The sequence below is a fragment of the Streptomyces sp. NPDC006314 genome (genome assembly GCF_040613075.1).
Classification (GTDB): domain Bacteria; phylum Actinomycetota; class Actinomycetes; order Streptomycetales; family Streptomycetaceae; genus Streptomyces.
Map to the genome: position 1 here is coordinate 305,256 of NZ_JBEXRL010000008.1, position 19,462 is coordinate 324,717.

Below are 19,462 nucleotides of genomic sequence, written 5' to 3' on the forward strand. Positions count from 1 at the left end.
AGCCAGCGCTGGGTAGGGAGGGTCCGTATGAGGACGATCGACCGCTGGCTCACCTCCCCCTGGCGGCGCTCCGCCGCCGCCACCCTCGCGGGCGCCCTGCCCGTGCTCGCGTTCCCGGCGCCATCCCTGTGGTGGTTCGCGTACGCAGCCCTGGTGCCGTGGATCCTGCTGGCCCGCTCGGCGCCGACCGGGCGGCGGGCGGCGTACGACGGCTGGTGCGGTGGCTTCGGCTTCCTGGTGGCCGTACACCACTGGCTGCTGCCGAGCCTGCACGTGTTCATCTTTCTGATAGCCACCCTGCTGGGCGCGCTCTGGGCGCCCTGGGGCTGGCTGGTGCGCCGGTTCCTCGGCGGGGTGCCGGCGTTGGGCCGGGGTGCCGCCGCGCTGGTGGTGCTTCCGTCGGCCTGGCTGGCGGTGGAGCTGGTGCGCTCCTGGCAGGGACTCGGCGGGCCATGGGGCATGCTGGGCGCCAGCCAGTGGCAGGTGAGTCCGGCACTGCGGCTGGCCTCGGTCGGCGGGGTGTGGCTGCTCAGCTTCCTGGTGGTGGCCGTCAACGTGGCCGTGGCCGTCCTGATATCCGTCCGCGAGTCGCGCGTACCGGCCGTGGCCTCCTTGGTCGCCACGGCGGCCGCGGCCTCGGCCGCGTGGGCGTGGGCCCCGCGCCCGGACGTCGACGGGCGGGTGCGGATCGCGGTGGTCCAGCCCGGGATCGTGGACGGCCAGGACAGTGCCGAGAAGCGTTTCGAGCGTGAGGAGCAGCTGACCCGACAGCTCGCCGGACAGGACGTCGACCTGGTCGTGTGGGGCGAGTCCAGCGTCGGCTTCGACCTGGACGACCGGCCCGACCTGGCGCGGCGGACCGCCGCGCTGTCCCGCGCGACCGGCGCGGACGTGCTGGTGAACGTGGACGCCCGCCGCTACGACCGGCCCGGCATCTACAAGAGTTCGGTTCTGGTCGGCCCGAACGGCCCGACCGGCGGCCGGTACGACAAGATGCGGCTGGTCCCGTTCGGCGAGTACATCCCGGCCCGCTCCCTGCTGGGCTGGGCCACCTCGGTCGGCAAGGCGGCCGGCGAGGACCGCAGGCGCGGTGGCGAGCAGGTCGTGATGAACGTCGGGCACGGGCTGCGGATCGGACCGCTGGTGTGCTTCGAGACCGCGTTCCCGGACATGAGCCGGCATCTCACCGAGGACGGCGCGGACGTCCTCCTCGGCCAGTCCTCCACCTCTTCTTTCCAGAGCAGCTGGGCCCCGGAGCAGCACGCCTCGCTGGCCGCGCTGCGCGCAGCCGAGACCGGCCGCCCGATGGTGCACGCGACCCTCACCGGCGTCTCGGCCGTGTACGGGCCGGGCGGCGAGCGCCTGGGCCCCTGGCTCGGCACCGACGCGAGCACCGCCCGGCTGTACGACGTACCGCTCGCGCACGGCGTCACGCCGTACGTCCGCTACGGCGACTGGCCGGCGCACGGTGCGCTGCTGGTGCTGGTCGCGCTGTGCGCGACGGAGGGGGCACGGGCGCTCAGGCTGCGGCGGAGCGGTCCTGAATCGCTCGTACCACCCGCTCGCACAGTTCATGAGTCGCCAGCGCGTCCCGGGCGCTGAGCACCTCGCCCGCGCGGACGGCGTCGAGGAACGCGAGGACCACCTGCTCGATCCCACGCTGCCGGGCCACCGGCACCCAGTCGCCGCGCCGGCGCACGGTCGGCTGCCCCTTGTGGTCGATCACCTCGGCGAGGTTGAGGACCTGGCGCTTGGTGTCCTGTCCGGACACCTCCAGGATCTCCTCCGTCGAGCCGCTGAGCCGGTTCATCACGCCGAGCGCGGTGAAGCCGTCCCCGCCGAGCTGGAGCACGACGTGGTGGAGCAGACCGTCCTCGACGCGGGCGCGCACGGTGACGTCGCCGACCGGGCCGGGCACCAGGAACCGCAGGGTGTCCACGACATGGACGAAGTCGTCCAGGATCATCGAACGCGGCTCCTCGGGCAGCCCGACCCGGTTCTTCTGCATGAGGATCAGCTCGCGCGGGTGCTCGAGGCACTGCGCGTACCCGGGGGCGTACCGCCGGTTGAAGCCGACGAAGAGGGAGACGCCGCGCTGTTCGGCGAGGTCCACCAGCCGCTGGGAGTCGGCGAGTTCGTAGGCGAGGGGCTTGTCCACGTACGTCGGTACGCCCGCCTCCAGCAGCCGGGTGACGATCTGGGGGTGGACGGCGGTGGGGGCGTGCACGAAGGCCGCGTCGAGGCCGGTGGCGAGCAGGGAGTCCAGGCTCGTGTGCCGCCGCCCCTCGGACAGGTGCAGGGTGTCGGCGACCCGGTGGAGGGTCGCGGGCGTGCGGGTCTGCAGGTGCAGGTCGATCCCCGGCTGCGTGCCCAGCACCGGCAGGTATGCCTTCCGCGCGATGTCCCCGAGTCCGATGCAGCCGACCTTCACGTGCTCTCCCTCTCCCGATTGCCTGCGTGTTCCTCGCCGGAAGCATACGGGGGCCGCCAGTGCGCGATGCCGTCGAAGCCACGCAGGAAGAGCGCCGGTCCGGCCTTCGACAGGGTGGCGATCGCGGTGTCGCGTGCGGCGACGACGGCGCGGTTGCCGGCCATGTTGAGGCGGGCGACCCGGACCGCCTGGCGGGCGATCGCGGTCGTGCGCGGCAGCCGGGCGGCGGTGTAGGCGGCCAGGTCGTCGCAGTGGTGGGCGAGGACGATCGCGTCCTCGACGGCCTGGTTGCCGCCCTGGCCGAGGGTCGGCGGCATGGCGTGGGCGGCGTCGCCGAGGAGGGCGACCCGGCCGCGGTGGTAGGCGGGCAGAGGCTCGGCGATGTGGTGGACGTCGTGCCGGAGGACGTCCTCGGGGCGGGCGGCGGCGAGCACGGCGGGGATCGGGTCGTGCCAGTCGCCGTACCGGCGCAGCAGTTCGGCCTGCTCGTCGTCCGGCGCCCGCTCCCCGGCCGGGGTGGTGGCCGCCGCGTAGGCGTAGACGCGGCCGTCCTTGAGGGGGTGGGTGCCCCAGATGTGGCCGCGGCCCCAGGTCTCGTGCGAGGCGAACTCCGCACCGGGCACCGGGATCAGCACCCGCCAGGTGGTGAAGCCCGCGTACACCGGCCCGGGGTGGGCGGGGAACAGGGCCTCGCGCACACCGGAGTTGATGCCGTCCGCACCCACCACCAGCTCGGCCTCCAGCTCCGCCTCGCCGATGCTCACCCGGGCGGGCCGGACATGGTCGCCGGGATCGGCGAGGGTCGCGGCGGCCGCGGTGCGGACGGTGCCCGTCGGGAGCAGGGCGGCGAGCCGGTCGACCAGGGTGGCCCGCGGCAGCAGCACGAGCGGGCCGCCGAAACGGGCGGCGGCGGCCTCGGCGCTGGAACGGGACAGCCAGCGTCCGCCCGGGGTGCGCAGTCCACCGTCACCCTGCCAGGCGGCGAGGTCGCGGATCTCGTCGCCGATGCCCAGGACGTCCAGGGCGCGCAGGGCGTTCGGGGCGAGCGAGATGGCCGCGCCTACCGGTTCCAGGGTGGGGGCCCGTTCGAGCACGGTGACGCCCCAGCCGCGCCCGTAGAGGGCCGCGGCCGCGGCCAGACCTCCGATCCCGCCGCCGATGACGATCGCGCGCGCCGACTGTGCCATGCCGCCCTCCTCGGAACTACATCCGTAGTACACAGGAATCCTACTACAGCCGTAGTGAGGATGGGTAAGGTCGCCCCATCTCGGCACTACGGCCGTAGTGAGGCGGGTAGGCTCGTCCCATGTCCGTACGCACCTCCAGTGCCTCCCGCGCCGATCTCGTCGCCGACGCCGCCCTCGCCCTCCTCGCCGAGCGCGGCATGCGCGGGCTGACCCACCGGGCGGTGGACGAGGCGGCCGGGCTGCCGCTGGGGTCGACGTCCAATGTGGCCCGCACCCGACAGGCGCTTCTGGAACTCGCGGTGCGACGGCACGCCGAGCGGGAGGCGCGCGTGCTGGCGCTGGAGGAGATGCCGGAGCCGAGCGGTGGACTCGACGCACTGACCGAGAGACTGGCCCTCGCGGTGCACCGCTCCCTGACCCGCAACCCCGCGCTGCTGATCGCCCGCTACGAACTGGCCCTGGAGGCCACCCGCCGCCCGGAGCTGCGGGCCTTCTACGACCGGACCGGCTCGGTCTTCAAGGAACAGCTGGCCGCGATACTGACCGCCGTGGGCTCATCCGACCCGGCCCGGCATGTGCTGTCCCTGGTGGCCTGGACGGACGGGCTGATGTTCTCGTGCGCGGCCGGTTCCTTCAGCGCGGAGGTGCCCGCTGCGGAGGAGATCCGTGCCGGGCTGCGCGAGTTGCTGGCGGGAATGCTGGGCCGCTGAAAACCGCTGGTGGTGTCGCGCGCGCCGGGCGAGGATGCGGGGATGAGCGATGAACGCCGCATGCCCGCGATCGACGCCGATGAACGCACCATGCTGGAGGGCTGGCTGGAGTTCCACCGCCAGACCCTCGCCTGGAAGTGCGAGGGTCTGACCGACACCCAGCTCAGGACCGCCTCCGTGGAGCCGTCCCCGCTCTCCCTGATGGGGCTGGTGCGGCACATGGCGGAGGTGGAGCGGTCCTGGTTCCGCAGGGTCCTCGCGAGTGAGGACATCGGGCCGATCTACTTCAGCGAGGCGGACCCGGACGGTGAGTTCCACCTCACCGAGGCGGACAGCTGGAAGGAGGCGTACGCCACCTGGCAGGCCGAGATCGAGGCGGCCCGGCGGCACGCCGGCGGCTTCGCTCTGGACGACCTCTCCCAGGGCAGGAACCGTCACACGGGCGAGCCGCACAGCCTGCGCTGGATCTACACGCACATGATCGAGGAGTACGCCCGGCACAACGGCCACGCCGACCTCATCCGCGAGCGGATCGACGGCTCCACCGGCGACTGACGTCACCTTCGGCCCCCCGAAACCCCCCGTACGAGCCACAAGATCACCCGTGCGGGGCCGCAACATCCCTGCTCTGCTGCCAATCCGGGGACCGACCCGGCAGAGTTGGGCGGGTGCATCGATCGACCACCACCGCAGCGCTCCTGGTCACCCTGGCCGTCTCGGCCCTCTCCGGCTGCACGACGGTCGAGCGCGCGGCGACCCCCGGGACCTCGCCCGGCACGGTGCCCTCCCGGCCGGCGGCGCCCCGGTCGGACGGCGGCGCGCAGCCCCGGGTGGCGCAGGCACCGGCCCGCGAGGCCCTGGAGATGGTCGGACCGTCCCGGCGCACTTCGCACTCCGCACCGGCGGCCCCACGCCGGCCCCCGGCGGCACCCCCGGTCACCCGCCGGCCCCCGGCGGCACCCCCGGTCACCCACCAGCCGCCGCCCGCGCCCGCGCGTCCCCGGCCGCACCCGGACCACCCCCGGCGGCCGCACGTGCACATCCCGGGCCGGTCGCAGCCGGTCCCGAAGGCCCCCGACATGTGTGCCCTCGGCAAGAAGTACGGCGGCTGGCGCGGGGGCAGCCCCGAGGCGGTGATCTGCGAGCAGGTGTACGGGCACTGATCGCCCCCGGCGGACCCGGCGCGCGCCCTCGTGTGCCGGCGCTGACGCGGCGGACGGCCGGCACCGAGCTCCCCCGTCGGTTCACCGGCCGTCCCCCGCGCCGAGCGTCCCGCGTGCCCTCGCCTAGCCCGGCCGCTGCCGGGGCGGGCCCCAGCTGTCGCCGCCCGGTGAGCCGTCCTCGCCCAGCCGCAGCTCCAGGCGGCTGATCGCCGCCCGTACCCCGTCGCCGTAGCCGTCGTCCGCCAGGTCACCCGCGGCGCTGCGGGCCGCCCGCAGGTGGCTGCGGGCGGCCTCGGCGCGGCCCAGCTTGACGTAGTCGGCGGCCAGATTGAGGTGCAGGGAGGGGAAGAAGCCGCGGACACTCGGCGGGTCCCCGCCGCGGCCGTCGCACAGTTCCTCCGCCGCCGACAACGCCCTGAGGTCCCAGGCGAGTTCGTCCGCCGGGTCGTCCTGGGTGTCGGCGAGGTAGTGGGCCAGGGTGCAGCGGTGCAGCGGGTTGCCGTCCTGACCGATCTCCGCCCACAGGTCCAGGAAACGGCTGCGGGCCTCCTCGCGGTCGCCGCCGTGGTGCAGCATGACGACCTGACCGATCCGCGTCAGCACGGCGTCCGGCGCCGCCTGTTCCTGTCGCTCCGCCACCGCGTCCTCCGGGCCGTCGTCAGCTGTCTGCCTTCGACGCTAACCGGCGCCGTCGGGATTCCCGGTCAGGCGGCCCCGCACGGCACGGCGCCGCGACCGCCGGGGACGCGAGCCGCCGCTGCCGGGCGGGCGCGGCCCGGGTTACTCCGGACCGCGTCCCCACTGAAGGGCGGCCCGAGCCCGCGATACGTCCCCCGGCGGAGGCCGGCCCACGGATCGGCGTGCGCCCCCGGCGGGGGCCGGCCCGCGCTCGGCGTGCCCCCCGGCGGAGGCCGGCCCGCGCTCGGCGTGCCCCCCGGCCAGAGACAACCAAGACGCACGACACGCCCCGGCGACGGGTCAGCCCACGGATCGGCGTGCGCCCGGCGGAGGCCAGTCCACGGTTCGGCATGCGCCCCGGCCAGAGACAACCCAGACCCACGACACGCCCCGGCGACGGGTCAGCCCACGAATCGCCAGACGCCCCCGGCGAAGACCGGCACAGCCCGGGATCCTGCCCAGGGCGGCCGCTTGCCCGAGTCCGCGATACGCCACCGGCGGAGGCCGACCCATGGCTCGGCGTACGCCCCGGCGGAGGCCGGCCCGCGTTCGGCGTGCCCCCGGCCAGGGTCAGCCGAGACCCGCGACACGCTCCCGGCAGGTCAGCCCACGTTCACGACATGCCTCCCGGCGGAGGCCGGCCCGAGCCCGGGATACGCCCCCCGATGGCGGCCGGCCGGCGTTCAGGCGTGCGCCCCGGCAGGTCAGCCCAGGTCCGGGATGCGCCAGTCGATGGGCTCGTGGCCCTGACGGGCGATCGCCTCGTTGATCTGGGTGAAGGGGCGGGAGCCGAAGAACTTCTTCGCGGACAGCGGCGAGGGATGCGCGCCCTTGACCACCACGTGCCGGGTCTCGTCGATCAGCGGGAGTTTCTTCTGCGCGTAGTTGCCCCAGAGGACGAAGACCGCCGGGTCGGGCCGGGAGGCCACCGCGCGGATCACCGCGTCCGTGAACTTCTCCCAGCCCTTGCCCTTGTGCGAGTTGGCCTCGCCGGCCCGCACGGTGAGCACCGCGTTGAGCAGCAGCACGCCCTGCTCGGCCCACGGCATCAGATAGCCGTTGTCCGGGACGGGCAGGCCCAGCTCCTCCTGCATCTCCTTGTAGATGTTCCGCAGGGAGGGCGGGGTCTTCACTCCCGGGCGGACGGAGAAGCACAGACCGTGGCCCTGGCCCTCGCCGTGGTACGGGTCCTGGCCGAGGACGAGGACCTTGACCTGCTCGTACGGCGTCGCGTCCAGCGCGGCGAAGACCTCCTCGCGCGGCGGGTAGACAGGACCCTTCGCCCGCTCCTCCTCGACGAACTCGGTCAGCTCCTTGAAGTAGGGCTGCTGCAGTTCGTCACCCAGAACCCCGCGCCAGGACTCGGGCAGCATGGCGATGTCGGTCACGTCAACGTCCTCACGATGTGCGGTCACTTCCAGGCCTCAGAACCTACAGGCGACCACTGACAGCGTGTGCCACGAGGGCGGTTCACCAACTGGTCTTGCGGTGCAGCATCCACATCATCATGATCGTCGACGGGTCGAGGGCCTGCTCGCCGCCGGAGATTTCGTCGCTGGCGGCCACGAACTGCCGCCCCTGCCAGAGCGGGATCAGCCGGGCGTCGTTCACCATGATCCGCTGAGCCTGCTCCACGTCCTTGACCGTCTGGGCGCGGTCGCTCTCCGCACGCGAGTGGGGCAGCAGCGTTTCGGTGATCTCCTTGGACGGATAGGGCGTACGGAGCGCGTTGTGCTCGCCGACGAACGGGGCGATGAAGTTGTCCGCGTCCGGGAAGTCCGGGAACCAGCCGCGTCCGAACACCGGGTACTCGCCCTTCTGGTAGCCGACCACGTAGGTCTTCCAGGGACGGCTCTTGAGGGTGATGGTGAACAGGCCCGAGTCCTCCAGCTGCCGCTTCAGCTCCTGGAACATCAGCGCCGTCTCGGAGCCGTAGCGGTCGGTGGTGTACCAGAGGGTGAGCGGCACCGGCTGGGTGATGCCGGCGTCGGAGAGGATCTTGCGGGCCTTGGAGACGCTGGGGTTGCCGTAGTCGTCGAAGAAGCCGGTCGCGTGGCCGGTCAGGCCCTTGGGGACCATCGAGTACAGCGGGTCGACAGTGTCCTTGTAGACCTTGTGCGCGATCGCGCCCCGGTCGACGATCTGGGCCACGGCCTTGCGCACGGCGGGCTGCTTGGCCCAGGGGTCCTTGGGGTTGAACACCAGGTAGCTGATGTCGGTGCCGGCGCCGTCGACCAGTTGCAGGTCGGAGGTGCCGTGCTGCTGCAGGGCGAGGATGTCGTCGGCGCCGAGACCGCGGTAGGTGACGTCGATCTCCTTGGCCCGCAGTGCCTTGACCATGCTGGCCGAGTCCTGGAAGTAGCGGATGGTCACCGCGTCGTTCTGCCGCTTGCCGAAGCCCTTGTAGTTTCCGTTGCTGACGAGGACGGCCCGCTTCCCCTCCTCGTACGACTCGAGCTTGTACGGTCCGGAGCCGAAGACCTTGTCGTCCTTGCGCAGGGAGTTGGCCGGGTAGTCGTCCGGGTCGACGATCGACATGGCGGGGGTGGCCAGCACGAACGGGAAGGTGGCGTCGGCCTTGTTGAGGTGGAAGACCACCTCGCGGTCGCCGGACGTCTCGACGCGGTCCAGGCTGCCGAGCAGCCCGGCGGGTCCGCCGAGGGCGTCGATGGTGCGGATGCGGTCGATGGAGTGCTGGACGGCCTCGGCGTTCAGCGGGTCGCCGTCGGCGAACTTCATGCCCGCGCGCAGCTTGCAGCGGTAGGTGCGGCTCGTGGAGTCGCTGAAGGAGCAGCTCTCGGCGGCGTCGGGCTGAGGCGTGGTGGCGCCGTTCGGGTAGGCGAGGAGCGTCTGGAAGATGTTCCGGTACAGCTCCCAGGAACCGTCCCAGGCACCGGCCGGGTCCAGCGTGCTGGGTGCACTGGTGGTCCCCACGACGATCGGCCCCTCGCTGTCGGCGTCGCCGTCGGACAGCAGACTGCAGCCGGTCATCAGGGATAGGGACGCGATCGCCGCGACTCTCCGCAGGAATCGGTTCCGGTTGAACACGCGCACGCTCCTCGATCTGCCATACCAAGGGTCGGCAGACCATACCGCAGCGTCGGGGCCGCTGGGCCTCCCGTGGTGCCGGCCTTCTTGATCGATTGACTATGACGACGTTGTCATGCGCCAGTGTGCAGCCCGTATACCGTTTCGGGCGCCGTTCCGCGGGGAAACGGCGCCCGAGATCACGATCGGCGGGAGAGGTCAGCCCACGCCGGCGTTGAGGAAGATGCCGCCGTCCACGACGAGCGTCTGACCGGTGACCCAGTCGGACTGCTCCGAGGTGAGGAACGCGGCGGCCCCGCCGATGTCGGAGGGCACACCGAGCCGGCCCAGCGGGTAGGAGGCGGCCGCCTCCTCCTCCCGACCCTCGTACAGGGCCTGCGCGAACTTGGTCTTGATCACGGCCGGGGCGATCGCGTTGACCCGGACCTTCGGCGCGAACTCGTGCGCCAGCTGCTGGGTCAGGTTGATCATCGCGGCCTTGCTGACGCCGTAGGCGCCGATGAACGGCGAGGGCGCGAGGCCCGCGACCGAGGCGATGTTGACGATCGCGCCGCCGTTGTCCTTCTGCCAGGCGTGCCAGGTCTTCTGGGCGAAGCCCAGCGCGGAGATCACATTGGTCTCGAAGACCTTGCGGGCGACGTTGAGGTCGAGGTCCGCGAGGGGGCCGAACACCGGGTTGGTGCCCGCGTTGTTGATCAGGAAGTCGAGGCGGCCGAAGGCCTCCATGGTGCGCTCGACGGCCTCGGTCTGATGGTCGAGGTCGTGCGCCTTGCCGGCGACGCCGATGACGCGCTCGGCGCCGAGCTTCTCGACGGCCTCCTTGAGGGCGTCCTCGCCCCGGCCGGTGATGCACACGCGGTCGCCGCGGGCCACCAGCGCCTCGGCGACGCCGTAGCCGATGCCGCGGCTGGCGCCCGTGACCAGGGCGACCCTGCCGGAAAGCTCCGGGAGTTCAGTCATGTCCGTGATTCCCCAAGGTCCTTAGTTGAGCGGTCCGCCGGCGACGTACAGCACCTGACCGGAGACGAAGCCGGCCGCCTCACCGGTGAAGAAGGCGATGGCGTTGGCGATGTCCTCGGGCTCGCCGACGCGCTGCACCGGGATCTGGGTGGCGGCGGCCTTCTTGAAGTCGTCGAAGCCCATGCCGACGCGGTCGGCGGTGGCCTTGGTCATCTCGGTGGCGATGAAGCCGGGGGCGACGGCGTTGGCGGTGATGCCGAACTTGCCGAGCTCGATGGCGAGGGTCTTGGTGAAGCCCTGCAGACCGGCCTTGGCGGCCGAGTAGTTGGCCTGGCCGCGGTTGCCGAGCGCCGAGGAGGAGGACAGGTTGACGACCCGGCCGAAGCCGGCGTCCACCATGTGCTTCTGGACGGCCTTGGTCATCAGGAAGGAGCCGCGCAGGTGCACGTTCAGGACGGTGTCCCAGTCGGAGACACTCATCTTGAACAGCAGGTTGTCACGCAGCACGCCCGCGTTGTTGACCAGGATCGTCGGGGCTCCCAGCTCCTCGACGATCCGGGCGACGGCCGCCTCGACCTGCGCCTCGTCGGAGACGTCCGCGCCGACCGCGATCGCCTTGCCGCCGGCCGCGGTGATCTTCTCGACGGTGTCCTTGCAGGCGGCCTCGTCGAGGTCGATCACGGCGACCGCGCGACCCTCGGCGGCCAGCCGTACGGCGGTGGCGGCGCCGATGCCGCGCGCCGCGCCGGTGACTACCGCGACCCGCTGTTCAGTGGTGGACATTGCTGCTTCTCCTCGCCCTTGAGAGAACCTGTCGGGGACCTCGGAGAGGACCCCTCGTGCGGTGAGCGACCGCTTAGTACCTTCAGCACCCGTGACGCTAGAAGCCCTGGCACCCGGTGTCAACGGCACATCCGGCCGGTGTGATCCATTACCTCACCAGGAGGTCCAGCAATCGCTCCGTCTCGGCGGCCGGGTCGGTGGTCAGGCCGGTGTGCACGGCACCGGGCTGGACCACGGTGGAGCGGGGCGCGATCAGCCAGCGGAAACGCCGCCCGGCGTCGTCGCGGGCCGCCTGTCCGGCGCCGTCGCCGCCCGCGCACACCTTCTCCACTGCCCCGAGCGCGGCCCGGATGCCGGTCACGTCGGCCCGCGGGTCCAGCGCGAGCAGCCGGGCCTCGTCCAGATGGGTGCGGGCGCCGACGTAACCCCGGGCGCGGGAGTAGACGATCACGCCCGCGTTCATGCACTCCCCGCGCTCCACGCGCGGTACGACCCGCAGCAGCGCGTACTCGAACACGTCCCGGTCGCCGCCCTGGCCCGCCCGGGTGATGTGCCGCTCGGTGACATGGCCGGCCATGTGGATGTGGCGCTCGCTCACTTGCCCTCCTCGATGCCGGTGACGCGCTCGGCGATGACGGCCGCCCGGGCGAGCAGCGGCCGAGCGTAGGCCCGGCGCAGGTCGTCCGGGGTGTCGAAGCCTGGCTCGTCGGCGAGCCAGGCGTCGGGGATCTCGGCGGTGACCTCGCCGAGGAGATCCTCGGTGACCCGGGGTGCCAGCGCGGCCGCGGCGGCCGTGACATCCGGGGCGAACCGGGCGAGAGCGTGGTCGGAGGCGTCGTAGGGACGGGACGCGGAAGCCTCGGCGGAGGGCCAGTTGTGGTGCCAGATCATCGTGGCACCGTGGTCGATGAGCCACAGCTCGCCCCGGTGCACGAGGAGGTTGGGGTTGCGCCAGGACCGGTCGACGTTGTTGATCAGCGCGTCGAACCAGACGATCCGGCCGGCCTCCTCGGGGCTCACCGGGAAGGCGAGCGGGTCGTAGCCGAGGGCACCGGAGAGGAAGTCCATGCCGAGGTTGGTGCCGCCGCTGGACCGGAGCAGGTCCTGCACCTGCTGCTCGGGCTCGCCGAGCCCGAGGACCGGGTCCAGCTGGACGGTGACCAGCCGGGGCATCCGGAATCCGAGCCGGCGGGCGAGTTCACCGCACACCACCTCGGCGACCAGTGTCTTGCGGCCCTGTCCGGCGCCGGTGAACTTCATGACGTACGTCCCGAAGTCGTCGGCCTCGACGAGCCCCGGCAGCGAGCCCCCCTCACGCAGGGGCGTGATGTAGCGGGTCGCGGTGACTTCCTTGAGCATCGCCCCAGGTTACTGGGGTGCGGGCGAGATCCGGCCGGCATCTGGTCGACGGCCGTGGCCTACCGCCCCGGCACGCCCGCGCCGCAGGGATCTGGTGCCCGTCTGAACAGGTGGTGCCCGAGGACCGTACCCCTGGACGGATCACGAACAGCTCCGCGGAAGGGAACCGCCACATGACCAGCGCATCGCTCCAGCCCTCCCCCAAGCTCCCGGCTGCGCTCGAGCAGGGCGGTACCCCTTCGGGACCGGCCCGCCGTACCGTCATGGCGGCGGCCGGAGCGGCGGGGCTCGCCGTGGCGCTGACGGCCTGCGGTTCGGGGGACGACTCGTCCGACACCGTGAACACCGGGTCCGGTTCCTCCGGCACCGCCGGCTCCTCTCAGGACGGCGGTGCCGCCGCCGGCGGCGCCGTGCTCGCCAGGACCTCGGACATCCCCGAGGGCGGCGGCAAGATCTTCAAGGACCAGGGGGTCGTGGTCACCCAGCCGACGGCGGGCACGTACAAGGCGTTCTCGTCCAAGTGCACCCACCAAGGGTGTGCGGTGGGCAGTGTGGCGAAGGGTGTGATCGTCTGCCCGTGCCACAACAGCCACTTCTCCGCCGAGGACGGCAGTGTGAAGCAGGGGCCCGCGACCAAGGCGCTGCCCTCGGCGAAGATCACCGTTTCCGGCGAGGAGATCAAGCTCGCCTGATCCGCCTCAGGCCCGCCTACGCGGCCGTTTCAGACAGCCGAGCACCTCGTCGGTGGTCGTGACGGCGGCGATCAGCGCGAGGGTGTTGCGGATCACCGCGGGGGTGTAGTCGGCGGGCACCCCCGCGATGGCGTCGGCCGGGACGACGGCGGTGTAGCCGAGGTTGACCGCGTCGAACACCGCGTTGGGTATGGCGACATTGGCCGAGACCCCGGTGACGATCAGGGTGCGGCAGCCGAGGTTGCGCAGCAGGGCGTCGACGTCGGTGCCGTGGATCGGGGACAGTCCGTGCAACCGCCGTACGACGAAGTCCTCCTCGGCGACCTCGATCGGGGGCGCGATCCGGACCGCGGTGCTGCCGCTCAGCTGTTGCACGGGGAGCCGTTCGGCGGCCCGGAACAGGCGGGCGTTGCGGCTTGCGCCCCGGCCGTCCGGGCGGCGCTCGGCGATCGCGTGGATCACCTGCACGCCGGTCTCGTGGGCGGCGGCTACCAGCCGGGCGACATGGCGCAGCGCGCCGGAGGAGCGGGCCTCGCGGGCGAGTTCGGGCAGGGCGCTGTCCGGGCCGACGACCCCCTGCTGACACTCGACGGTGAGCAGGACGGTGCTCGCTGGTTCGAGGAGGTCGCCGAGCTGCTCGTACGACGGCATCACGCAGCCTTTCGCCGAGGGCCGGGGCGGTGAGAGTAACCACATCCGGGCGTGATCGGAAGAGGAGCCATTCCCTTTTCTGACGTAATGTCAGAGGATCGACGGCAGACGGAAGTTCTCTGGCACGACGTGGGAGAAGAGGGGGCCGCATGACCGTCACTCAGCAGCGCCGGGGCCGGAAGATCATGATGACACCCGGTGAGCTGGACGAGTTCCTCACCGCCCAGCGCACCTGCCGGGTCGCGACCGTCTCGGCGGACGGCGCACCGCATGTGAGCGCGCTGTGGTTCGCCTGGGACGGCACTTCGCTGTGGCTGTACTCGGTGGTGCGCAGTAGGCGCTGGGCCCAGTTGCGCCGCGATCCGCGCGTTGCGGTCGTGGTCGACTCGGGTGAGGAATACGACCAGTTGCGCGGGGTCGAGCTGTCCGGCCGGGTGGAGTTCGTGGGCGAGGTGCCGCGCACCGGGGAGTTGTGCGCCGAACTCGACACGGCCGAAACGCTGTTCGCGCGCAAGAACTTCGGTCTGGACGAGATGCCGCACGACGGCCGGCACGCCTGGGCGCGGCTGACCCCGGACAAGATCGTCTCCTGGGACTTCCGGAAGCTGGGCGGAGCGTAGGGCCCGGCAGGGCTTCGGGGCGCGGGGGCGGGCCTCGCGAGACAAGGCCGCACCAGGCTGGGCTCAGCCGAACTCGTGTGCCGCCGCGCGCAGGGCCTCGACCGCGGCCCGGATCGAGGGGCGGCGGTCGGCGTCCGCCCGCCAGACGACGTACACATGGCGGCGGACGCGCTGCTTCAGCGGGACCAGGACCACCCCCTCGGGCACCGGGTGACGGCCCAGCAGTGGTGCGATGCACACCCCCAACCCGGCAGCGACGAGACCGAGTTGGGTGTGGGTCTCGCACGCGCGGTGGCCGACGATCGGCTCGACGCCCTTGGACCGCAGCGTGAACATCAACCACTCGTGGCAGAACTCGCCCTCGCCCCAGGTGATCCACTCGTCTTCGGCGAACTCGGTGAGGTCCACCTCGTCGCGGCCGGCGAGCCGGTGCCCGACGGGCATGGCGACATCGGCCGGGTCGTCCAGCAGGGGTGCCTTGACCAGGCCGTCGGGCACGGGCATCGGCTTGTTGTACCAGTCCAGGACCACCGCGAGGTCGAGATCGCCCCGGACGACACCGGCGATGCCCTGCTCCGGCTCGAGTTCGCTGGAGCGCACGCGCAGGCCCGGATGCTCGGCGCGCAGCGTGCCGAGCGCGGCCGGGAAGAGCCCCCGGGCTGCGGTCGGGAAGGCCGACAGCCGCAGTTCGCCGACGACCTGGCCGCGGTGCGCCTCGAGGTCGGATTCGGCGAGTTCGACCTGCGACAGGATGCGCGCCGCATGCTCGGACAGCAGCCGGCCCGCGTCCGTGAGCCGGACGCCCCGGCCGTTCTTGGCGAGGAGCCGCTGGCCGATCTCGCGCTCCAGCTTGCCCAGCTGCTGGGAGACCGCGGACGTGGTGACGTGCAGCGCGTCGGCGGCGGCACTGACCGAGCCGTGCCGGGCGAGGGCGTCCAGGGTGCGCAGGCGCTCGAGGTTCAACATGTAAGTGATTCTAAGAGGTATCGCGTGAGAAATTTCGATTGTGCTACGAGGTTGTCTCCAGCATCGTTGAGATCATGCGCACGGTCACCGCACCCGGAACCCAGTCCCCCGCCCCCGCCCGTCCCCGCGCCCGCGCCCGCCTCGACTGGCGGCTCCGCTTCGGCGCCCTCTCCCTGATCTGGGGCTTCAGCTTCCTGCTGATCAAGGTGGGCACGGGAGGGTACGCCCCCTTCCAGGTCACTCTCGGACGACTCGTGTTCGGTACGGCGGTACTGGCGGCGGCGATGGCCGTGAAGCGGGAACGGCTGCCGCGCGGGACCCGCCTGTGGGGTCACCTGGCGGTCGCCGCGTTCCTGTTGAACGCCCTGCCGTTCTCCCTCTTCGCCTACTCGGAGCTGACGATCCCGTCCACGCTGGCCGGCATCTGCAACGCCACGTCGCCCCTCTGGGGGATGGCCCTGTCGCTGGTCGCCCTCTCCGAGGACAGGCCGACCCGGGTCCGTGTGGCCGGGCTCGGTCTCGGCTTCCTCGGGGTACTGACGGTGCTGGGTGCGTGGCAGGGCTTCCACGGGCTGGACGCCACGGGGACGGCGATGGCCCTGCTTGCCTCACTGAGCTATCCGGTGGGGTGGATCTACGTCCGCCGGAAGCTGGCGGGAACCGGCGACTCCCACCTGTCGATGACGGGGGCGCAGCTGCTGCTGGCGACGGTTCAGCTGGCCGTCGTGACGCCACTGTCCGCCGGTTTCCCCACGCATGTCTCCCTGGTGCCGCTGCTGGCGATCACCGCGCTGGGGGCGTTGGGTACAGGGCTCGCGGTGCTGATCCAGTACGGGTTGGTCGCCGAGGTCGGCCCGACGACCGCACAGATGGTCACCTACTTCATTCCGGTCATCGCCACGGCAGCGGGGGTGGCGATACTCGGGGAGTCGCTCCGGTGGACGACGCCGGTGGGTGCGGTGATCGTTCTCGCCGGGGCCGCGCTCACACAGGTACGACGGAAGGGCGCCTAGCGGGGAGGGGCGTACGGTAGGTGCGCGACTGCGGGCCGCATGTGGCTCGCCGCGCTCCCCGTGCCTCTCCTAGCCCGCCCTCAGCCGTAGACGCGGGCCGGTGACGGCCGTACCGCCGCTGCCACCGCGTCCGCCAGAGGAGCGATGTCCTCCGCCGTGAGCGTCGAGACCGTGATGCGGATGCCCGGCGGGGACGCGAGGCGGAAGCGGGCGCCCGGAGCGACCGCCCACCCCGCCTGCAGGAGGCGGGCCACCGCGCCGGTCTCGTCGGGGACCGGCACCCACACGTTCATTCCGCTGCGGCCGTGGGCGACGACCCCGTGCTCCGCCAACGCGTCGACCAGCGCGTTCCTGCGGACCCCGTACGACTCCGCCACCGCCGCCCGGTCCACCGCGCCGTCCGTCCACAGCCGGACGACGGTCCGCTGGAGCAGCAGGCTCACCCAGCCCGGGCCCAGGCGCTGACGGCCGCACACCCGGTCGACGGTGACGGTGTCCCCGGCGAGGACGGCGAGGCGCAGGTCGGGGCCGTCGGCTTTGGCGGCGGAGCGGACGAAGGCCCAGTGGCGGGTGACGCCCGCGAGGGGGTGCAGCGGCAGGTCGACGATGCCGTGGCCGTGGTCGTCCTCGATGAGCAGGGTCTGCGGGTGGTCCCGCAGTACCGCGCGCAGGGCACGCGCGCGCGTGGCGGTGACCGAGGCGCCGGTCGGGTTCTGCGCGCGGTCGGTGACGAGCACGGCGCGGGCCCCGGACTCCAGGGCGCGGCGCAGGTCGTCGGGGAGCGGCCCGTCGTCGTCCACGCCGACGGGGGCCGTGCGCAGCCCCAGGGCGGGGACGAGGTCGAGCGCGCTGCCCCAGCCGGGGTCCTCCATGGCGACCGCGTCGCCGGGCCTGAGGTGCGCTGCGAGGACGCGTTCGATGGCGTCCAGAGAGCCGGAGGTCACGGTCAGCGGACCCTCGGGGACGCCGTCGGCGTCGAGTTCGGCGCGGGCGATACGGACGAGGCCCGCGTCGACGGGGTCGTCGCCGTAGAGGACGGGCCGCCGGTCCGCCTGCTCGGCCGCCGCGGCGAGGGCCGGGGCCAGGCGGGGCAGCAGGGCCGGGTCGGGGTTGCCGGTGGACAGGTCGCGGCCCCCCGGGGGGACCTCCACGCGCAGTTCCTCGCGGCCGGTGGTGGCCGGCTTGGGACGGATGCGGCTGCCCCGGCGGCCGGCCGTCTCGATCACCCCGCGTTCACGCAGGATGCGATAGGCGGCCGCGACCGTGTTCGGGTTCACCCCCAGTTGGGCCGCCAACTCCCGCATCGGAGGCAGGTGTTGCCCCGGCTCCAGCTCACCCGCACCGACCGCGCGCTCGACGCCGGCCGCGATCCCGGCTGCGCCACGCCCTTCAATCCGATACTCTCCTAGCACAAAACAAATTATGCACTAGTGCAACATGGATCGCCAGGGAGGGACCCTCATGCAGGGTACGACCGAGGAATCGCGGGCCGCCGCCTACACGCCGACCGACCGCACCGTACCCACGCGCTCCGCGGACCGGGCGTCGTACGACAGGGAACTGGTGCACGCGATACTCGACGAGGGGTACGTCTGCCACCTCGGCTTCGTCCGCGACGGCGCCCCGGTCGTGCTGCCGACCCTCTACGGCCGGGTCGGCGAGCGGCTCTACATCCATGGGTCCACCGGTTCGCGCCCGCTGCGGATGACCGGCCAGGCCGAGCCCGGCCTGCCGGTGTGCCTGACGGTCACCCATGTCGACGGGCTGGTGCTGGCCCGCTCGGCCTTCCACCACTCGATCAACTACCGCTCGGTCGTGGTGCACGGCGTCGCCCGCGAGGTGACCGACCCCGAGGAGCGGCGGCTGGCCCTGGACGCGCTGGTGGACCACGTCGTGCCGGGCCGGGCCGCCGACTCCCGGCCAGCGAACAAGAGGGAGCTTGCCGCCACCGCGGTGATCCGCCTGGACCTGGACGAGGTCTCGGCCAAGGTCCGCGCGGGCGGCGTCAACGACGAGCCCGAGGACCTGTCGCTGCCGCACTGGGCCGGGGTCCTCCCGCTCCGCAAGGGTTACGACACCCCCGTCGCCGACGCCGATCTGGCGGCCGGCGTCGAACTGCCGGACTACCTGGCGGTGCTGTAGGGCGGAGCGGTCACCCCAGGACCGGCCCGCCCGGCAGCGGGCTGGGCGGTCATACCGGGACCGGCTCCCGCCGGCCGGCCCCGCGGGCCTCGCTCACGGCGAGGCCCGCGACCGCGCCGAGCATCAGCAGGGTGCCGGCCGTGGTGGTCGCGGTGAGCCGCTCGCCGAGCAGGACGACGGCGAGCACGGCCGCGGTCACCGGCTCCAGCAGCATGATCACGGAGACGGTGGCGGACCGTACGACGGCCGCTCCCGCGAAGTAGAGCGCGTACGCGAGGGCCGTGGGCACGGCGGCGATGTACAGCAGGAGCCACAGCAGCCGCGCCGGGTGGGCGGTGTGCGGGAGCAGGCCCTCATGCACCGCGAACGGCAGCAGGCACAGCCCGGCCACGGCGAACGCCCACACGGTAGTGTCCGAGGCGTCGGTGCCGCCGTCCCGGCCCCACCACCGCGTGAGCAGGGTCATGGCGCCGTAGCCCGCCGCCGAGGCCAGCGCCAGGAGCACGCCGGCCGGCCGGACGGTCGCGGCCGATCCGCCGAAGGTCAGCACGCCCAGCCCGGCGAGCGCACCGGCGACCGCCAGGACACCGCCGGCGCCGAGCCGCTCCCCGAGCAGCAGCCAGGCCCCGAGTGCGATGAGGACGGGACCCGAGCCCAGGGTGACGACGGTGGCCACGGCGAGCCCGGTCGACTCCACGGCCGCGAAGTACGTGGTCTGGAAAACGGCGAGGCCGAGGCCGGTGGCCACCGCCCGGGTGATCCTGCGGCGCAGGGGTTCCGCCACGGTCGGGCGTACGCGCGGGCGCAGCCCACGGCCGGCCAGGAGCAGCAGAAGACCCAGCGCGCAGCGCCAGAAGGACAGCCCGAAGGCGCCCAGGTCACTGGTCCGGTAGATCAGCGAGGCACCGGCACCGGCGGTGCCCCAGGCCGCACCGGTGATGATCAGATAGAGCAGGCCACGCCCGATGGGCAGGCCAGAAGCAGCGTTCGACAAGGCATTATCTCCGCAGAGGCGCACACAGGAGTGCGAAAGTTCGAGGGCGACCCACTTCGGCGGGG

21 protein-coding genes are annotated in these 19,462 nt (G+C 72.5%); 8 read left to right on the forward strand and 13 right to left on the reverse strand.

The window, feature by feature from the left end; translation table 11 throughout:
* The first annotated feature begins 27 nt into the window (after positions 1-27).
* Positions 28-1,602, forward strand: coding sequence for an apolipoprotein N-acyltransferase (lnt, locus tag ABZ079_RS17700; protein ID WP_356940349.1), 1,575 nt, complete (start codon positions 28-30; stop codon positions 1,600-1,602).
* On the opposite strand, the gene ABZ079_RS17705 is transcribed toward lnt, so the two are convergent.
* Together ABZ079_RS17705 and ABZ079_RS17710 are read right to left on the reverse strand one after the other, a co-directional pair.
* Complete coding sequence (locus ABZ079_RS17705) at positions 1,520-2,431, reverse strand: Gfo/Idh/MocA family oxidoreductase (protein WP_356940350.1); 912 nt, start codon at positions 2,429-2,431, stop codon at positions 1,520-1,522. The genes lnt and ABZ079_RS17705 overlap by 83 nt on opposite strands.
* The gene (locus ABZ079_RS17710; protein WP_356940351.1) at positions 2,428-3,618 is read right to left on the reverse strand and encodes an FAD-dependent monooxygenase; all 1,191 of its coding nucleotides are present in this window, start codon (positions 3,616-3,618) and stop codon (positions 2,428-2,430) included. The genes ABZ079_RS17705 and ABZ079_RS17710 overlap by 4 nt, the downstream gene beginning before the upstream one ends.
* 119 nt (positions 3,619-3,737) lie before the next feature.
* Here ABZ079_RS17710 and ABZ079_RS17715 point away from each other — a divergent pair, with 119 nt between their 5' ends.
* From ABZ079_RS17715 to ABZ079_RS17725, 3 genes are all read left to right on the forward strand, one after another.
* Entirely contained in the window at positions 3,738-4,328 is a 591-nt protein-coding gene (locus ABZ079_RS17715) for a TetR/AcrR family transcriptional regulator (RefSeq protein WP_356940352.1), read from the forward strand.
* 42 nt (positions 4,329-4,370) lie between these two features.
* Entirely contained in the window at positions 4,371-4,883 is a 513-nt protein-coding gene (locus ABZ079_RS17720) for a DinB family protein (protein WP_356940353.1), read from the forward strand.
* Positions 4,884-4,996: 113 nt separating this feature from the next.
* The gene (locus tag ABZ079_RS17725) at positions 4,997-5,491 is read left to right on the forward strand and encodes a hypothetical protein (protein ID WP_356940354.1); all 495 of its coding nucleotides are present in this window, start codon (positions 4,997-4,999) and stop codon (positions 5,489-5,491) included.
* A gap of 123 nt (positions 5,492-5,614) precedes the next feature.
* Here ABZ079_RS17725 and ABZ079_RS17730 read toward each other — a convergent pair whose 3' ends face one another.
* The 7 genes from ABZ079_RS17730 to ABZ079_RS17760 all read right to left on the reverse strand — a co-directional run bounded on the left by ABZ079_RS17730 (position 5,615) and on the right by ABZ079_RS17760 (position 12,319).
* Positions 5,615-6,130: a hypothetical protein gene (locus ABZ079_RS17730; RefSeq protein ID WP_356940355.1), complete on the reverse strand. Its 516-nt coding sequence runs from the start codon at positions 6,128-6,130 to the stop codon at positions 5,615-5,617.
* Between the two features lie 743 nt (positions 6,131-6,873).
* Positions 6,874-7,557 carry a uracil-DNA glycosylase gene (ung, locus tag ABZ079_RS17735; protein WP_356940356.1) on the reverse strand — a complete coding sequence of 228 codons (684 nt, stop codon included), beginning with the start codon at positions 7,555-7,557 and terminating at the stop codon, positions 6,874-6,876.
* Positions 7,558-7,639: 82 nt separating this feature from the next.
* A complete protein-coding gene (locus ABZ079_RS17740; protein ID WP_356940357.1) occupies positions 7,640-9,217 on the reverse strand; it encodes an ABC transporter substrate-binding protein in 1,578 nt (525 codons plus the stop codon).
* Between the two features lie 198 nt (positions 9,218-9,415).
* Entirely contained in the window at positions 9,416-10,177 is a 762-nt protein-coding gene (locus ABZ079_RS17745; RefSeq protein WP_356940358.1) for an SDR family oxidoreductase, read from the reverse strand.
* 21 nt (positions 10,178-10,198) lie between these two features.
* Positions 10,199-10,960 carry a 3-oxoacyl-ACP reductase FabG gene (fabG, locus tag ABZ079_RS17750; RefSeq protein ID WP_356940359.1) on the reverse strand — a complete coding sequence of 254 codons (762 nt, stop codon included), beginning with the start codon at positions 10,958-10,960 and terminating at the stop codon, positions 10,199-10,201.
* 148 nt (positions 10,961-11,108) lie between these two features.
* Positions 11,109-11,558 (reverse strand): DUF3037 domain-containing protein, encoded by a 450-nt coding sequence (locus ABZ079_RS17755; protein ID WP_356940360.1) that lies wholly within the window; start codon positions 11,556-11,558, stop codon positions 11,109-11,111.
* On the reverse strand, positions 11,555-12,319 hold the full coding sequence (locus ABZ079_RS17760) for a HipA family kinase (RefSeq protein WP_356940361.1): 765 nt from the start codon (positions 12,317-12,319) through the stop codon (positions 11,555-11,557). The genes ABZ079_RS17755 and ABZ079_RS17760 overlap by 4 nt, the downstream gene beginning before the upstream one ends.
* Before the next feature lie 263 nt (positions 12,320-12,582).
* On the opposite strand from ABZ079_RS17760, the gene ABZ079_RS17765 reads away from it, so the two are divergent.
* Positions 12,583-13,011 carry a Rieske (2Fe-2S) protein gene (locus ABZ079_RS17765; RefSeq protein WP_356940395.1) on the forward strand — a complete coding sequence of 143 codons (429 nt, stop codon included), beginning with the start codon at positions 12,583-12,585 and terminating at the stop codon, positions 13,009-13,011.
* 6 nt (positions 13,012-13,017) lie between these two features.
* Here ABZ079_RS17765 and ABZ079_RS17770 read toward each other — a convergent pair whose 3' ends face one another.
* Positions 13,018-13,662 (reverse strand): cysteine hydrolase, encoded by a 645-nt coding sequence (locus tag ABZ079_RS17770; RefSeq protein WP_356940362.1) that lies wholly within the window; start codon positions 13,660-13,662, stop codon positions 13,018-13,020.
* 149 nt (positions 13,663-13,811) lie between these two features.
* Here ABZ079_RS17770 and ABZ079_RS17775 point away from each other — a divergent pair, with 149 nt between their 5' ends.
* On the forward strand, positions 13,812-14,282 hold the full coding sequence (locus ABZ079_RS17775) for a pyridoxamine 5'-phosphate oxidase family protein (RefSeq protein ID WP_356940363.1): 471 nt from the start codon (positions 13,812-13,814) through the stop codon (positions 14,280-14,282).
* Positions 14,283-14,345: 63 nt separating this feature from the next.
* Here ABZ079_RS17775 and ABZ079_RS17780 read toward each other — a convergent pair whose 3' ends face one another.
* Positions 14,346-15,248 (reverse strand): LysR family transcriptional regulator, encoded by a 903-nt coding sequence (locus ABZ079_RS17780; protein WP_356940364.1) that lies wholly within the window; start codon positions 15,246-15,248, stop codon positions 14,346-14,348.
* Between the two features lie 74 nt (positions 15,249-15,322).
* On the opposite strand from ABZ079_RS17780, the gene ABZ079_RS17785 reads away from it, so the two are divergent.
* Positions 15,323-16,261 (forward strand): DMT family transporter, encoded by a 939-nt coding sequence (locus ABZ079_RS17785; protein WP_356940365.1) that lies wholly within the window; start codon positions 15,323-15,325, stop codon positions 16,259-16,261.
* Between the two features lie 80 nt (positions 16,262-16,341).
* Here the strand turns inward: ABZ079_RS17785 and ABZ079_RS17790 are convergent, their stop codons facing one another.
* Entirely contained in the window at positions 16,342-17,673 is a 1,332-nt protein-coding gene (locus ABZ079_RS17790; RefSeq protein WP_356940366.1) for an aminotransferase class I/II-fold pyridoxal phosphate-dependent enzyme, read from the reverse strand.
* A gap of 49 nt (positions 17,674-17,722) precedes the next feature.
* Here ABZ079_RS17790 and ABZ079_RS17795 point away from each other — a divergent pair, with 49 nt between their 5' ends.
* Positions 17,723-18,403: a pyridoxamine 5'-phosphate oxidase family protein gene (locus tag ABZ079_RS17795; protein WP_356940367.1), complete on the forward strand. Its 681-nt coding sequence runs from the start codon at positions 17,723-17,725 to the stop codon at positions 18,401-18,403.
* Positions 18,404-18,452: 49 nt separating this feature from the next.
* Here the strand turns inward: ABZ079_RS17795 and ABZ079_RS17800 are convergent, their stop codons facing one another.
* Positions 18,453-19,397: an EamA family transporter gene (locus tag ABZ079_RS17800; RefSeq protein WP_356940368.1), complete on the reverse strand. Its 945-nt coding sequence runs from the start codon at positions 19,395-19,397 to the stop codon at positions 18,453-18,455.
* Positions 19,398-19,462 lie beyond the last annotated feature (65 nt).

Excerpts from the sequence above, each read along its gene's own strand:
- lnt (WP_356940349.1), top strand. The coding sequence starts at position 28 with ATGAGGACGATCGACCGCTGGCTCACCTCCCCCTGGCGGCGCTCCGCC.
- ABZ079_RS17710 (WP_356940351.1), bottom strand. The coding sequence starts at position 3,618 with ATGGCACAGTCGGCGCGCGCGATCGTCATCGGCGGCGGGATCGGAGGT.
- ABZ079_RS17715 (WP_356940352.1), top strand. The coding sequence starts at position 3,738 with ATGTCCGTACGCACCTCCAGTGCCTCCCGCGCCGATCTCGTCGCCGAC.
- ABZ079_RS17720 (WP_356940353.1), top strand. The coding sequence starts at position 4,371 with ATGAGCGATGAACGCCGCATGCCCGCGATCGACGCCGATGAACGCACC.
- ABZ079_RS17745 (WP_356940358.1), bottom strand. The coding sequence starts at position 10,177 with ATGACTGAACTCCCGGAGCTTTCCGGCAGGGTCGCCCTGGTCACGGGC.
- fabG (WP_356940359.1), bottom strand. The coding sequence starts at position 10,960 with ATGTCCACCACTGAACAGCGGGTCGCGGTAGTCACCGGCGCGGCGCGC.
- ABZ079_RS17760 (WP_356940361.1), bottom strand. The coding sequence starts at position 12,319 with ATGCTCAAGGAAGTCACCGCGACCCGCTACATCACGCCCCTGCGTGAG.
- ABZ079_RS17765 (WP_356940395.1), top strand. The coding sequence starts at position 12,583 with ATGGCGGCGGCCGGAGCGGCGGGGCTCGCCGTGGCGCTGACGGCCTGC.
- ABZ079_RS17770 (WP_356940362.1), bottom strand. The coding sequence starts at position 13,662 with ATGCCGTCGTACGAGCAGCTCGGCGACCTCCTCGAACCAGCGAGCACC.
- ABZ079_RS17775 (WP_356940363.1), top strand. The coding sequence starts at position 13,812 with ATGACCGTCACTCAGCAGCGCCGGGGCCGGAAGATCATGATGACACCC.
- ABZ079_RS17780 (WP_356940364.1), bottom strand. The coding sequence starts at position 15,248 with ATGTTGAACCTCGAGCGCCTGCGCACCCTGGACGCCCTCGCCCGGCAC.
- ABZ079_RS17785 (WP_356940365.1), top strand. The coding sequence starts at position 15,323 with ATGCGCACGGTCACCGCACCCGGAACCCAGTCCCCCGCCCCCGCCCGT.
- ABZ079_RS17795 (WP_356940367.1), top strand. The coding sequence starts at position 17,723 with ATGCAGGGTACGACCGAGGAATCGCGGGCCGCCGCCTACACGCCGACC.